Here is a 12,576-nt window from a genome sequence, read left to right as displayed (position 1 = left end):
TGGCAAAATAGTTTTTTCTAAATTCTACCAAATTAGTAGATTAAAGCACCGACAGCCAGACCGGCACCCGACCCTGCATTGTATCCCGATCCGCGGTCAGTACGCCCTGCTCGGGCCGGGCATGGAACCGAAGGGAACATTCCGCTTCGAGCAGACGTTTCGTCAGTCCCGGCCTGCTGAGCGGTCAACCGCGCCCGCGGGCCACGAAGCATGAAAAAGGAGAGCATAATGAACACCATCAATCTGAAACACGGCATCTGGGTGATGGTCGCCGATGGCGAGAAGGCGCTCTTCCTCAAGAACATCGGTGACAACACCTACCCCAATCTTCAGGTCGTGCAGGAGATGAAGCAGGACAACCCCGCCACGCGCGACCAGGGCACCGACAGTCCTGGCCGCCACAATGACGGACCGTCCGTTCACCGCAGCGCGGTCGAGGATACGGACTGGCATCGCATCGGCAAGGAACGCTTCGCCGACGAGATCGCCGATCGCCTTTACAAGCTCGCGCATAAAGGTTCGTTTGACGAGATCGTGCTGGTTGCGCCGCCCGTGGTTCTCGGCGCGATGCGCAAGAAACTGCACAAGGAGGTCTCTGACAAGGTCACCGCGGAGATCCCCAAGACCCTGACGAACCACGCAATTTTCGATATCGAGACGTTGCTGCAGGCAGCCTGATCGCAGCACCGGGCTACCCGTGCTCCCGCCACCGGAGTGGCTCGGGACAGAACATCTTCTCGCATCATCCGTTCCTGACGCCGGCCGGTTTGGCCGGCGTCAGGTTAATTGCTCTTTCGCGGTCGATTTCGTCGCCTTGCGGGTTGCATCATCGCCGCCCCATCCACCATATTGGAAAAGTGCCGGCCTAGGCGGGCGCACATCCGACATCGTTGTTTCGAAAGGCGCTCCATAGACAATGCCGCATGACACGCCCCTTATCGCCACCATCGTCGCCGGTCTGGGGCTGGCTTTTGTCTTTGGCGCCCTCGCCAATCGTTTCCGAATACCGCCGCTGGTGGGATACCTGATCGCCGGCGTGCTGGTCGGGCCGAACACGCCCGGTTTCGTTGCAGATGCCGGCCTGGCCAATGAACTGGCCGAGATCGGCGTTATCCTGCTGATGTTCGGCGTCGGCCTCCACTTCTCGCTGAAGGACCTTCTGTCCGTCCGCGCCATTGCCGTGCCCGGGGCCATCGTGCAGATCGGCTTTGCCACAGCACTGGGCGCCGGACTGGCCTGGATACTCGGCTGGTCGATGGGCGCCGGCCTGGTCTTCGGACTCGCCCTTTCCGTCGCCTCGACCGTGGTGCTGCTGCGTGCCCTGCAGGAACGGCGATTGATCGAGACGGAACGCGGCCGCATCGCCGTCGGCTGGCTGATCGTCGAGGATCTGGCCATGGTGCTGGCGCTGGTGCTGCTGCCGGCACTTGCCGGCGTGCTCGGCGGTCAGGAACAGGCGGACGTGCACTCAAGCGGGCTCCTGTCGCTTCCGGCCAGCTATGGCATCTGGGGCGTCGTTGGCATCACGCTGGCCAAGGTCGCCGCCTTCGTGGTTGTCATGCTGGTGGTCGGCCGCCGGGTCATTCCCTGGATCCTGCATTATGTCGCCCATACGGGGTCGCGCGAGCTGTTCCGTCTGGCCGTACTGGCCATCGCGTTGGGCGTTGCCTTCGGCGCGGCAAAACTGTTCGGCGTGTCGCTGGCGCTGGGCGCCTTCTTTGCCGGCATGATCATGAGCGAATCCGAGCTCAGCCATCGCGCCGCCGAAGAGTCGCTGCCGCTGCGCGATGCCTTCTCGGTGCTGTTCTTCGTCTCGGTCGGCATGCTGTTCGATCCGTTCAGCCTGATCAGCAATGGCTGGCCGATCCTGGCGACGCTGGTCATCATCGTCATCGGCAAGTCGCTGGCGGCGTTCGTCATTGTCCTTGCCTTCGGCTATCCGATCGCCACGGCGCTGATGATTTCGGCGAGCCTTGCCCAGATCGGCGAGTTCTCCTTCATCCTGGCCGAACTCGGGGTCGGTTTGAATCTGCTGCCCGAACAGGGGCGAGACCTGATTCTGGCAGGTGCCATCCTGTCGATCGTGCTCAACCCGCTGATGTTCATGGCCATCGACCGCATGAAGCCGTGGCTCGACAAGCGCGCCGCGAAAACCACGCCGCCCGCCGAGGCAAAGCCCCTCGGTCCGGCGACAGAGCCCGGCCAGGTGGCCTCGGTCGCAGCGGCCATCGCGAAGGAAGACGGCCCGCCGCCCAGGACCACGCTCAGCAACCACGCCATCCTGATCGGCTACGGCCGTGTCGGCGGCCTGGTGGGCGCGGCGCTGAAAGAGGCCGCCCTTCCCTTCCTCGTCGTCGAGGACGCCGACAAGACACTGGCGCGGCTAAAGGCCGACGGCATCGAAACGGTAGCCGGCAATGCGGCCAATGCCGAAGTGTTCGCGGCCGCCAACCCGGAAGGCGCCAGCCGGCTGATCCTTGCCATCCCCAATGCCTTCGAGGCCGGTCAGATCGTGCTGCGGGCTCGCGCCGCCAATCCGAGGATCAACGTCGTTGCCCGCGCCCATTCCGATGCCGAGGTTGAGCATCTCAAGGGGCTCGGCGCCAACACGGTGATCATGGGCGAGCGAGAGATCGCGCGCGGGATTGTCGAGGAAGTGCTTGGGCAAAAGCAGGTTTTACAGCCCGAGGCAGCCGAGCCGTCCGCGGCATGAGCTCAGCCTGAACCAGGCCAGGCCCGCTTAATCAGGCGACGAATGCAGAACCGCCATTCTGTGCGATGCTGCCGAGATACCGCGCCGGCGGCTTGCCGAGCGCCTTTTTGAACATGGTGATGAAGGCTGTGACGGACTCATAGCCGAGATCGCCCGAGACCCGCTGAACGGTTGCGCCCGACGCAAGCTCCCTTATCGCAACGATCAAGTGCAATTGCTGGCGCCAGCGGCCGAAGCTCAAGCCAGTCTCTTTCACGACGAGACGAGCAAGGCTGCTCTCGCTAAGCGCAACGCGTCTGGCCCATTCCGCCAGCGTGCTGCGATCGGCAGGATCTTGCGCCAACGCTTCGGCGATCCGCCTCAAGCGTGGCTCTGATGAGATCGGCAGGTGCAGTTGTTGGACAGCCATGCGCGGCAGTTCGGCAAGCAGCATCCTGGTCAAGAGGTCGCCCCTAGCCTCGCCATCATCCACGCAATCGGACAGTTCGATGATCAGTTCGCGCAGCAGCGGCGAGATCGCAAGCGTGCAGCACCGATCCGGCAGATCGGCGGCTCCCGGCTCGATATAGACGAAGAAAATCCGGGCATTGGCTGTCGCGACATTGCTGTGTTCCATGTCGCCGGGAATCCAGACACCGCAATGAGGCGGCACCATCCACAGTCCACTGGGAACATGGCATGTGACGCCGCCTCCGAGCGCGAAAACGAGCTGGCCCTTGCGGTGCCGATGGAAGGCGACCTCCGCCCGGCTGTCAGGGACATCGACCCGCACCGCGATCACCGGCGCGGAAAGCTCATCCACATCGAAATTGGGCCAAGGGTAGCGAAGCGGCTGTCTCATGCTGACTGTTTTTAGCGATTAAATGCCATGATAGCTAAATTATTTTACGGGCGAAGTCGATATCTGATCGGTCAGCGCTACGCACCCCATGGCGGGCATGACCCGCGACCGCGATGGGCGCTCGGCCTGCCGTGGCTCCAGGAGGGGCCGGCGTCCACGAACCAGAAGGTACGCTCCCAATGCTCGCCCTAGTCATGTCTCCCGACAGCGCCACCGGACTGATGCTCACCAAGGTCGAGGATCCTCGGCCCTCGGCGAATGAGGCGCTGGTATCGGTCCACGCAAGCTCCTTGAACCGTGGCGAACTGCGCCTTCTCACCATACGCCCGGAGGGCTGGATCCCCGGTCAGGACGTCGCTGGTATCGTCGAACGTGCCGCAGCTGACGGCTCCGGGCCTGCGAAGGGCGCCAGGGTCGCGGCTTTGGTCGATCAGGCCGGCTGGGCCGAACGTGTCGCCGTCCCGACCGACCGTCTCTCCGTCCTGCCGGATGAGGTCAGCTTCGTTTCAGCGGCCACGCTTCCGGTCGCGGGCACGACGGCGCTGAGGACTTTGCGCCATGGCGGCGATCTGGCCGGACAGCGGGTCCTGATCACCGGTGCCAGCGGTGCGGTCGGTCGTTTCCAGATCCAGATCGCCCGCGGTCACGGCGCCTCGGTGACCGCGATCGCCGCCGCGAGACATGCCGGGGATCTTCGTGATCTTGGCGCCGAGCAGGTCGTGGAGGCGATCGAACTCGCCGAGGGGCCGTTTTCGCTGATCACCGAATCGGTCGGCGGCCAAAGCCTCGCTCATGCGATCGAACGGGTCGCGCCTGGCGGCACCATTGTCATGTTCGGCTCGAGCAGCGGCGAACTCACCCCCATCGGATTCCGCCAGTTCGTCCCGGATCACGAGGGGGCAAGGCTTCAGACGTTTGCCTACTACACGTCCGGTCCCGACATCGGCGCCGACATCGCCTCGCTGCTCGCCCTGGTCGCGGCTGGCCGGCTGGAAACGCGCGTGGCCATGACCATGCCATGGACGGACATCGCCCGGGCACTGGACGCACTGCGACAGCGCAGCTTCAGCGGCAAGGCCGTTCTCACCATGGCTGGATAAGGGATCTTGGCCTGAACCCGATCGGCTCAGACGTGCTGGCCGCCATTGATGTGGATCTCCGAGCCGGTCACATAGGACGCCTGCTGCGAGCACAGGAAGTAGATGATGTCGGCGACCTCCGCCGTGGTGCCGAGCCTTCTCAGCGGGATCGTCTCGACGATCTTGTCCGTGCCCGGCGACAGGATCGCCGTGTCGATCTCGCCCGGCGCGATCGCATTGACGCGAATGCCGTGCGGGCCGAAATCATGCGCCATCTCGCGCGTCAGTGAGCCGAGAGCCGCCTTCGAGGTCGCATAGGCCGTACCGGCGAAGGGATGCACACGCGTTCCGGCGATCGAGGTGACGTTGACGATCGAGCCCTTGGCAGCGGCCAGTTCCTTGAAAAGCCCCCGCGCCAGCATGATCGGCGCGAAGAAATTGACCTGGAACACGTCACGCCAGACATGCATCGGCGTGTCGATCGAGTTCATGCGGCTGTTGCCGTCCTTCAGCTTCGGCGAAATGCCAGCATTGTTGACCAACGCGTGCAACTGGCCGCCATGCGCTTCCAGGCGATGTCTGATCTCGGATACGGCGATGCCGACATCTTCCTGGTCGGCGAGATCGACCTTGATATGGTCTTCCGGCCCTGCCGGCCACGGGCAATCCTCGGCGAAAGCCTGGCGCGAGCACGTGATGACGCGCCAGCCCTCGCGCGAAAAGCGCTTGACGGTCGCATGGCCAATGCCCCGGCTGGCACCGGTCAGCACGATGATTTTTCTGGTGTCGGGTTCAGCCATGTCAAAATCTCCGGGCGGAGATGTAGCCGAACACGGCAGCGGTGGCGAGGGGCGGATTGACGCCTCGTGGGAAAGGACCCCGCGCCTCAAACCTTTGTTTGATGCAAGTCGTTTCCCCAAAACCGCAGAGCACTTTTGGGCGACATGCCTTTAGCCGCCACCAAGAATGTCGAGGATCGAAGTCTTGCGTTTCTTCGTCGGTCCGCCGACATCGCCGGGCGGCACAGGGTGCTTGATCGACGCCGTGGCGCCATTGTCCTCCGGCATGTTCAGGCTATCGGCATCGACCGTCTGGGCAGGACGCACGGCGCGGACCGGCTGGGTAACCGGTGCGGGGGGCTGCGGCGCGGGTGCCGTCAGTTGGCCGGCGGACGCGGACGGAACCGGGGCCACCTGGTTGTTGTCGACCGAGGGTATATCGTCGGGCACGGCAGTGTCGGCGGGCGTCGACTTCCATGTTCCAGGCAGCGGCCGTACCGGTACACCCTCATGCGCGGCGACCATGAACTCATGCCAGGCCTGTGCCGGCAGCGCGCCGCCGGTCACCTTCTTCATGGCGCTGCCATCGTCATTGCCGAACCACACGCCCGTCGTCAGGTTGGCGGTGTAGCCGACGAACCAGGCGTCACGCGAATTCTGGCTAGTGCCGGTCTTGCCCGCCGCCGGCCAGGCGAAAGCCGCCTTCTTTGCCGAGCCGAACTCAACCGTGCCCATCATCATCGAGTTCATCATGCCAACGACCTCAGGGCTGGCAACGCGCGGCGCGTTGTCGTCATGGTTCTCGTAGAGCACCTTGCCGTCGGTCGTCGTCACACGGCGGATGAAGTGGATATCGGGCTTGTAGCCGCCATTGGCGAAGGGGACATAGGCCGATGTCAGCTCCAGTGGCGTCACCTCGGAAGTGCCGAGCGCGATCGAGGTGTTGGCCTGCAGGTCGGACTGGATGCCCATGCGGTGCGCCACCTCGACCACCGTGTTCGGGCCCACTTCCATGGTCAACTGGGCCGCCACCGAGTTCAAGGACTTGGCCAGCGCCGTTGCCAGCGTCACCTTGCCGAAATACTTGCCGCCGTAATTGTCGGGTGTCCAGTTGCCGATCTTGATCGGCGCGTCGTTACGGATGCTGTCGGGCGTACGGCCAGCCTCGAGCGCCGCCATATAGACGAATGGCTTGAACGCCGAGCCCGGCTGCCGGCGCGCGCCCGAGGCGCGGTCGAACTGGCTGCTGGCATAGTCATAGCCGCCGACCATGGCGCGCACCGCGCCGGAATTGTCGATCGACACCAGCGCGCCCTGGCTGACATTGAGCTTCTTGCCGCTCTCGTCGATGAGACGGCGTATGGATTGTTCGGCGAGCTTCTGCAGGGTCAGATCGACCGTGGTGTCGACGACGATGTCGCCGCGCACGTCACCGATCAGGTCCGGCAGTTCTTCCATGACGGTGTCGGCGACATAATTCTCCGAGCCCGTCCAGTAGGACGGCGCGCGCGTCGCCGGCGCGCTCATCGCCGAAGCCATCTCCTTGGCGCTGATCTTGCCCTCGTCGCGCATGGCCGCGAGCACGAGCTGCGAGCGCTCCTCGGCGGCCTTGGGGTCGCGCGCCGGCGACAGCCGCGACGGCGCCTTCAGGAGACCGGCAAGCAACGCGGCTTCCGACAGCGTGACATCCCGCGCGCTCTTGCCGAAGTAACGGCGCGACGCCGCTTCAACGCCAAAGGCGCCCGAGCCGAAATAGACCCGGTTGAGGTACATTTCGAGGATCTGGTCCTTGGTGTGCTTGTGCTCCAGCCATAGCGCCAGCAGCACCTCCTGCACCTTGCGCTCCAGCGTACGGTCGGGCGTCAGGAACAGGTTCTTCGCCAGCTGCTGGGTCAGGGTCGAACCGCCCTGCGAGAAATGTCCGCCCAGCAGATTTGTCACCATGGCGCGCGACAGGCCGATCGGATCGACGCCGAAATGCGAGTAGAAGCGGCGATCCTCGATGGCGATGACGGCTTCGGGAATATAGGGCGACATTTCATGCAGGCCGACCGCCTCGCCGCCACTCATGCCGCGATTGGCAAGCAGCTTGCCGTCGACCGCGACGATCTTGATGTTGGGCGCGCGGTCCGGAATGGACCATGTCGTGGCCGCCGGCATTTTCGCGCCATAGTAGATGACGAGACCGGCGACGGCGATGCCGCCCCAGATGGCCAGCACGAAGCACCAGTAGAACAACCGGCCGAGCACGCCGAACAGGCCGCGCCGGCTCCGGCCGCGTCCGCCACGCGAGGCTTTGCCCTTTGCCGGCTTACGCTTTGCGGGAGCTTTGCGGCTGCTCGGCACGACGCGATCCTCCTCGCTCACCGAAAGGCCGGCCGAGGGTTTCGCCCTGGACGATCCCTCGAAGCTGGGTTCGATGCGGTCTTTGCGGTTCGCCATGCGTTGCGCTGTCTGTCCCGATGCCTATGGCGATCCGATTGGAGAGTAGATGCGGCGGTTTAAAGGCGCGTTAAGCGTGAAAAGTTTGAAGCGTTTATGTGTCAATTGCATGCGACCCGCCGTTATCGGCCGGGCCGCAGGGAGACCTTGAGAACCGCCGTTCAACAGCCGCGCCATGATTTGATCGTAGAAGTGCATGCTTGCACCCAGGTATCGCGAACCTTCATGGGAGAGATGGGCGCCGTCGCGATAGATCATGACATCGCCGTCCCGGATCTTACAAAACGTCTCGCCGCACAGGAAATCGTCGAGATTGATGACCTTGTATTGGCTGCTGAAACTGTCCAGCATCCTGCGTACATTCGCACCCGACTCGCGCACATCGGTGATGGATGGTTCACATCCCCGGCCGTTTGTGCCCAGCCATCTCGATCGCACCAGACACCCGCCTATGTCACTGCCATCGATCGGGACCGGTGAAACCAGAACGGGAGTGATCCCCAGTCCGGTCAGCCAGTCGAGAGTGGCCTTGAGGCGGTCCCTGGCGAACTCTTTGTCACTTCTCAAATCGGTTCGAACGTCACATCTGGTGCATCGGGCCCGCCCGCTTGCCGCAGCAGGGTGACAAGCTGATCGCGCCTGTCGGCCGGCTGCTTTCGCCAGTTGGAGGCGTTCGTCACATGCAGCCAGCCATCAACCGACATGAAAAAATCTTCGTGCCGGTCATGGCCTTCGCCGAAGTGCAGCAACTTGTTTTCCGTGAACCGGACCAGCGCCGGATCGATCGAGCGGTACAGCAGCGGCCAGTTGCCACCCCCGGAATCCATGTGGAATTTGTAGCTCGGCGCGAAATCCAGCCGCCGCCGCAACAGGCTTCCCTCGAAAAAAGAGAAGGCCGGCCACAGGAACCAGCCGCCCGGCGTCGGCGTGTCATGCCGCACGCTGCCGTAGATGCTTTTGTCCTTCAGCCGTTCACGGATCGAAAAAGGTTCTGTCGGAAAGATATCATGGTCGATGAAACCGAAGAGCTTCGGGCTGAACCCAGCAATGAAATTCCGCACGATCCAGTTGAGCGCCTGGCCGTGTGATCTGCTGACGACCAGCCTGTTCCTCGGCAACGCCACGTAGGGGACGTGCAGGCGGCGGCAGAGGTCGCGGATTGCCTGCCTTGCCTCGTCCTTCTTGCTGTTGTCGAAGACGATGTAGCTCTCGTGCTCGGCCAGATATCGGCGCACGAGATGGATTTGCCATTCGATCACGTCGGGGCGGTTGAAGGCCACGGTGGCGATGACCGCATCGCGGAACGCCTGCTCTCGCCCCTGCAATTCGCTGACCGGAGCCGATGTCCTCAAGAAGCGGAATGTCCGCCAATGATAGCGCAACCAGGCCGCGCGCCTCGGCGGCCTGTTCAGCCGCTCCCATTCCGCAACGGTAATTCGGGGTGGACTGTCTCCCTCCGGCGCGTTGGAAGCCCCCATATCGAGCTCCTGCATCCGCTGCAAAGGCAGCCTAGTTCTGCTGGATCGAAATGCCCTTGTCGTCGATCTTGAGTTCGACACCCTTTGGCTTGCTTTCCTCGCGATAGACATAGATGCCGAGCGCGATGACCGCGACAACGAGCGCGCCAACGACGAGATAGAGAGTGTTCTGCTTCATGGCGCGCCCCTATATTGATTCGATCTTGAGCCTCAGGCTCGTCTGACCAGTCTGACCAGCAGAAGCAGGATTATGGCGCCGATCGTTGCATGGATGATGGCGGCGATAATTCCACCGCCAATAGCAAAACCTATCCTTGGGAACAACCAGCCGGCGATCAGCGCACCGACAATACCGACGACGATGTTGCCGAGCAGGCCGAAGCCGTACCCTGCGACGATGAGACCGGCGAGCCAGCCGGCGATGGCACCAATGATGATGAAGACGAGAAGGCTTTCAATACCCATAGAGCGTTCCTCCGAGCAAAAGCGCGACAGCGGAGCGGAAGGCCCCGAATCGGCCTTGATATCAACGACTTCAGGCTATTCGAAAGCAGTCGATCCCGCCAGCGACCCGCTCATTGGTCGTCATCGCTCGATGCCGGCCGCCAACTGGTCGGCTCAACCTTCTTCTGCGTATGGCTGTCGGTATAAACCCACCAGCCGTCGTCGCGGTATTGCGCGAGGGATTCGTTGATCACGCCGTCGCTGTCCTTCCACTGGACAGTGACCTTGGAGCCGTCCTTCGGCGCGGTCGATATCGGCTTGCGGTCTGCCATTTCATCCCCTCCATGAGCCGACAGAACGCGGCGGACGGCGCCCTGGTTCCTGATGCAAAGAGCCTTTTCCCAGAAGGCCGCTTCTATCAGCTGTGTGCGAAGATATCTTCTTCCGCCCAGCCCATGAGGTCGAGTTTGGCACGCGTCGGCAGGAAGCGGAAGCAGGCATCGGCTTCCTTGGCGCGGTTTTCGCGCGCGAGCCTCCCCGCCAGGACGTCGCGCAGCCGGTGCAGGTAAAGCACGTCGGAAGCCGCATATTCGAGTTGCTCGGGCGACAGCGTCTCGGCTGCCCAGTCCGACGACTGCTGCGCCTTTGACAGGCCGACGCCCAGAAGTTCGTTGCAGATATCCTTCAGCCCGTGCCGGTCGGTGTAGGTACGGGTCAGGCGGGACGCGATCTTGGTGCAGAACACCGGCTCGGGCATCACCCCGAAAGCGTTGTAGAGCACGGCGAGATCGAAACGGCCGTAGTGGAAGAGCTTCGTCACATTGCGGTTCTTGAGCAGGCTGACGAGGTTCGGCGCCCTCTTCTGCCCGGGCGCGATCTGGATGACGTCGGCCGTGCCGTCACCCGGCGAGATCTGCACGACGCAGAGCCGGTCGCGGTGCGGGTTGAGCCCGAGCGTCTCCGTGTCGATGGCGACCGCCCCGACATTGTAGTGCGCGAGATCGGGCAGGTCGTTTTTGTGGAAACGGATATCGGCCATTGTATTCTCCGGTGACGGCCCGCGGCGGCCCGCGCTATCGATACGCAAGCACGCCGCGGAACTTGAATTCGCGCCCGTCCTCGCCGCGATCCGCTGAAAAATCAACAGAAAGTTGATTCCGTGCCGCTCAGCGGGTCAAGGCCTCCAGGATGCGCGCCCACGAGCGCTGCCCCTTGTGGAAGGAACTCATCTCGTACTTCTCGTTTGGCGAATGGATGCGGTCGTCGTCCAGGCCGAAACCGACCAGCAGCGATTCCATGCCGAGATAGGTCTGGAAATCGCCGACGACGGGGATGGAGCCGCCGCTGCCCGTTGTCACCGCCGGCTTCGGCCATTCGTCGGACAGCGCGTTCTTGGCCTTGGCCAGGAACGGCGAGTCGTAGGAAAGCTGGATGGCCGGCGAGCCGCCATGCGGATGGAACTCGACCGAACAGTCGGCGGGAATGCGCTCCTCGACGAATTTCTGGAAGGCGGCACGGATCTTCTTCGGGTCCTGCTTGTGAACAAGGCGGAACGACACCTTTGCCGAGGCCTCCGCCGCGATCACCGTCTTGAAACCTTTACCGGTGTAACCGCCGATGATGCCGTTGAACTCGGCCGTCGGCCGCGCCCAGGTCAGTTCCAGCACCGAGCGGCCTTTTTCACCCGACGGGATCGACAGACCGACGGGCCCCAGGAAGGTCTCGGCCGTCTCGCCAAGCGTCTCCCATGACTTCAGGATCTGCGTGGGCGTCTCCTCGACGCCGTCATAGAAGCCTGGGATGGTGATGTGGCCATCCTTGTCGTGAATGTCGGCCAGGACCTTCGCCAGGATGCGGATCGGGTTGGCGGCGGCACCGCCATACAAACCGGAGTGCAGGTCGCGATCGGCTGCCTTGACCGTGATCTCCTCGCCAACCAGCCCGCGCAGACCGACGCAGATCGACGGCGTATCGCGGTCCCACATTCCGGTGTCGCAGACCAGCGCGAAGTCGGCCTTGAGTTCTTCAGCATTGGCTTCGAGAAACGGCTTCAGTGACGGCGAGCCGGATTCCTCCTCGCCCTCGAACAGGATCGTGACCCGGCAGGGCAGATTGCCATGCACCTGCTTCCAGGCGCGGCAAGCCTCGACGAAGGTCATCAACTGGCCCTTGTCGTCCGCGGAGCCGCGCCCGGTGATCACCTTGTGGCCGGGTTCGATCTCCTTGACCGAGGGCGCGAAGGGGTCGCTTTCCCACAGCTCGATCGGATCGACCGGCTGGACGTCGTAATGACCGTAGAACAGCACATGCGGCGCGCCCGCCGGTCCCTCGTGATGCGCAACCACCATCGGGTGGCCGGGCGTGTCGCGGACGCTGGCATCGAAGCCGATCAGATTGAGTTCGGAGACCAGCCATTCCGCCGCCTTGCGGCAGTCGCCGGCATAGGCAGGGTCGGTGGAAATCGACTTGATCCTGAGCAGGCCGAACAGGCGTTCCAGGCTCTGGTCGAGGTTCTTGTCGAGACGGTCGAGGACGGGGGAAACTGCGGACATTGTTGCGAGCCTTTCGATTCAGAGGCCGAACCGTAAAGGCAGAGCGCGCAAACGAAAAGCCGTGATCATTGGACCACGGGGACGAACAGCCGTCGAAAGGCAAAAAAATGCCGCCGTGGTGGAGGGGGAACCACGGCGGCTTTTTACTCGAAACGATGCGGCAGCCCGGAGAGGGGGGATAGGCTGCCGCAATGTCCGGGATAGGCGGGGGACGGGCCTTGCTCCGGACTTCGGCGAAAACTGCCGAT

Annotated in this window: 13 protein-coding genes; 3 read left to right on the top strand and 10 right to left on the bottom strand. The window is 63.2% G+C overall.

Translation table 11 applies throughout. The annotated features are described in order from the left end of the window. Positions 1 to 228 precede the first annotated feature (228 nt). Positions 229 to 678: a host attachment protein gene (locus tag ACO07C_RS22035; RefSeq protein WP_421916272.1), complete on the top strand. Its 450-nt coding sequence runs from the start codon at positions 229 to 231 to the stop codon at positions 676 to 678. Between the two features lie 238 nt (positions 679 to 916). Further along, on the top strand, positions 917 to 2,713 hold the full coding sequence (gene ybaL, locus ACO07C_RS22030; RefSeq protein WP_421916271.1) for a YbaL family putative K(+) efflux transporter: 1,797 nt from the start codon (positions 917 to 919) through the stop codon (positions 2,711 to 2,713). 31 nt (positions 2,714 to 2,744) lie between these two features. Here the strand turns inward: ybaL and ACO07C_RS22025 are convergent, their stop codons facing one another. Beyond that, positions 2,745 to 3,554 (bottom strand): AraC family transcriptional regulator, encoded by an 810-nt coding sequence (locus ACO07C_RS22025; RefSeq protein ID WP_421916270.1) that lies wholly within the window; start codon positions 3,552 to 3,554, stop codon positions 2,745 to 2,747. Positions 3,555 to 3,733: 179 nt separating this feature from the next. Between ACO07C_RS22025 and ACO07C_RS22020 the strand changes: the two genes are divergently transcribed. After that, complete coding sequence (locus ACO07C_RS22020; protein ID WP_421916269.1) at positions 3,734 to 4,654, top strand: zinc-binding dehydrogenase; 921 nt, start codon at positions 3,734 to 3,736, stop codon at positions 4,652 to 4,654. A 26-nt stretch (positions 4,655 to 4,680) separates the two neighbouring features. Here the strand turns inward: ACO07C_RS22020 and ACO07C_RS22015 are convergent, their stop codons facing one another. From ACO07C_RS22015 to ACO07C_RS21975, 9 genes are all read right to left on the bottom strand, one after another. After that, a complete protein-coding gene (locus ACO07C_RS22015; RefSeq protein ID WP_421916268.1) occupies positions 4,681 to 5,433 on the bottom strand; it encodes an SDR family NAD(P)-dependent oxidoreductase in 753 nt (250 codons plus the stop codon). A 150-nt stretch (positions 5,434 to 5,583) separates the two neighbouring features. Next, positions 5,584 to 7,854: a transglycosylase domain-containing protein gene (locus ACO07C_RS22010; protein ID WP_421916267.1), complete on the bottom strand. Its 2,271-nt coding sequence runs from the start codon at positions 7,852 to 7,854 to the stop codon at positions 5,584 to 5,586. A gap of 24 nt (positions 7,855 to 7,878) precedes the next feature. Beyond that, a complete protein-coding gene (locus tag ACO07C_RS22005; RefSeq protein WP_421916266.1) occupies positions 7,879 to 8,421 on the bottom strand; it encodes an SGNH hydrolase domain-containing protein in 543 nt (180 codons plus the stop codon). Beyond that, positions 8,418 to 9,206, bottom strand: a complete 789-nt coding sequence (locus ACO07C_RS22000; protein ID WP_421916265.1) for a hypothetical protein — start codon at positions 9,204 to 9,206, stop codon at positions 8,418 to 8,420. The genes ACO07C_RS22005 and ACO07C_RS22000 overlap by 4 nt, the downstream gene beginning before the upstream one ends. Positions 9,207 to 9,363: 157 nt before the next feature. Further along, the gene (locus ACO07C_RS21995) at positions 9,364 to 9,510 is read right to left on the bottom strand and encodes a hypothetical protein (RefSeq protein WP_421916263.1); all 147 of its coding nucleotides are present in this window, start codon (positions 9,508 to 9,510) and stop codon (positions 9,364 to 9,366) included. A gap of 32 nt (positions 9,511 to 9,542) precedes the next feature. Further along, complete coding sequence (locus tag ACO07C_RS21990; protein WP_421916261.1) at positions 9,543 to 9,797, bottom strand: GlsB/YeaQ/YmgE family stress response membrane protein; 255 nt, start codon at positions 9,795 to 9,797, stop codon at positions 9,543 to 9,545. 110 nt (positions 9,798 to 9,907) lie between these two features. Next, on the bottom strand, positions 9,908 to 10,108 hold the full coding sequence (locus ACO07C_RS21985; RefSeq protein WP_421916260.1) for a hypothetical protein: 201 nt from the start codon (positions 10,106 to 10,108) through the stop codon (positions 9,908 to 9,910). Positions 10,109 to 10,194: 86 nt separating this feature from the next. After that, entirely contained in the window at positions 10,195 to 10,815 is a 621-nt protein-coding gene (locus ACO07C_RS21980) for a ribonuclease D (RefSeq protein WP_421916259.1), read from the bottom strand. A gap of 127 nt (positions 10,816 to 10,942) precedes the next feature. Further along, positions 10,943 to 12,328, bottom strand: a complete 1,386-nt coding sequence (locus ACO07C_RS21975; RefSeq protein ID WP_421916258.1) for a M20/M25/M40 family metallo-hydrolase — start codon at positions 12,326 to 12,328, stop codon at positions 10,943 to 10,945. Between the last annotated feature and the right edge of the window lie 248 nt (positions 12,329 to 12,576).

It is taken from the genome of Mesorhizobium sp. (assembly GCF_965229135.1).
In the GTDB taxonomy this organism is placed as follows: Bacteria; Pseudomonadota; Alphaproteobacteria; order Rhizobiales; family Rhizobiaceae; genus Mesorhizobium.
Note: the sequence above shows the minus strand (reverse complement) of the source record. Positions and strands in the feature narration are given on the sequence as shown.

Bases quoted from the DNA above. Each gene is read 5' to 3' on its own strand.
- ACO07C_RS22035 (WP_421916272.1), top strand. From the start codon at position 229: ATGAACACCATCAATCTGAAACACGGCATCTGGGTGATGGTCGCCGAT.
- ybaL (WP_421916271.1), top strand. From the start codon at position 917: ATGCCGCATGACACGCCCCTTATCGCCACCATCGTCGCCGGTCTGGGG.
- ACO07C_RS22025 (WP_421916270.1), bottom strand. From the start codon at position 3,554: ATGAGACAGCCGCTTCGCTACCCTTGGCCCAATTTCGATGTGGATGAG.
- ACO07C_RS22020 (WP_421916269.1), top strand. From the start codon at position 3,734: ATGCTCGCCCTAGTCATGTCTCCCGACAGCGCCACCGGACTGATGCTC.
- ACO07C_RS22015 (WP_421916268.1), bottom strand. From the start codon at position 5,433: ATGGCTGAACCCGACACCAGAAAAATCATCGTGCTGACCGGTGCCAGC.
- ACO07C_RS22010 (WP_421916267.1), bottom strand. From the start codon at position 7,854: ATGGCGAACCGCAAAGACCGCATCGAACCCAGCTTCGAGGGATCGTCC.
- ACO07C_RS21995 (WP_421916263.1), bottom strand. From the start codon at position 9,510: ATGAAGCAGAACACTCTCTATCTCGTCGTTGGCGCGCTCGTTGTCGCG.
- ACO07C_RS21990 (WP_421916261.1), bottom strand. From the start codon at position 9,797: ATGGGTATTGAAAGCCTTCTCGTCTTCATCATCATTGGTGCCATCGCC.
- ACO07C_RS21985 (WP_421916260.1), bottom strand. From the start codon at position 10,108: ATGGCAGACCGCAAGCCGATATCGACCGCGCCGAAGGACGGCTCCAAG.
- ACO07C_RS21980 (WP_421916259.1), bottom strand. From the start codon at position 10,815: ATGGCCGATATCCGTTTCCACAAAAACGACCTGCCCGATCTCGCGCAC.
- ACO07C_RS21975 (WP_421916258.1), bottom strand. From the start codon at position 12,328: ATGTCCGCAGTTTCCCCCGTCCTCGACCGTCTCGACAAGAACCTCGAC.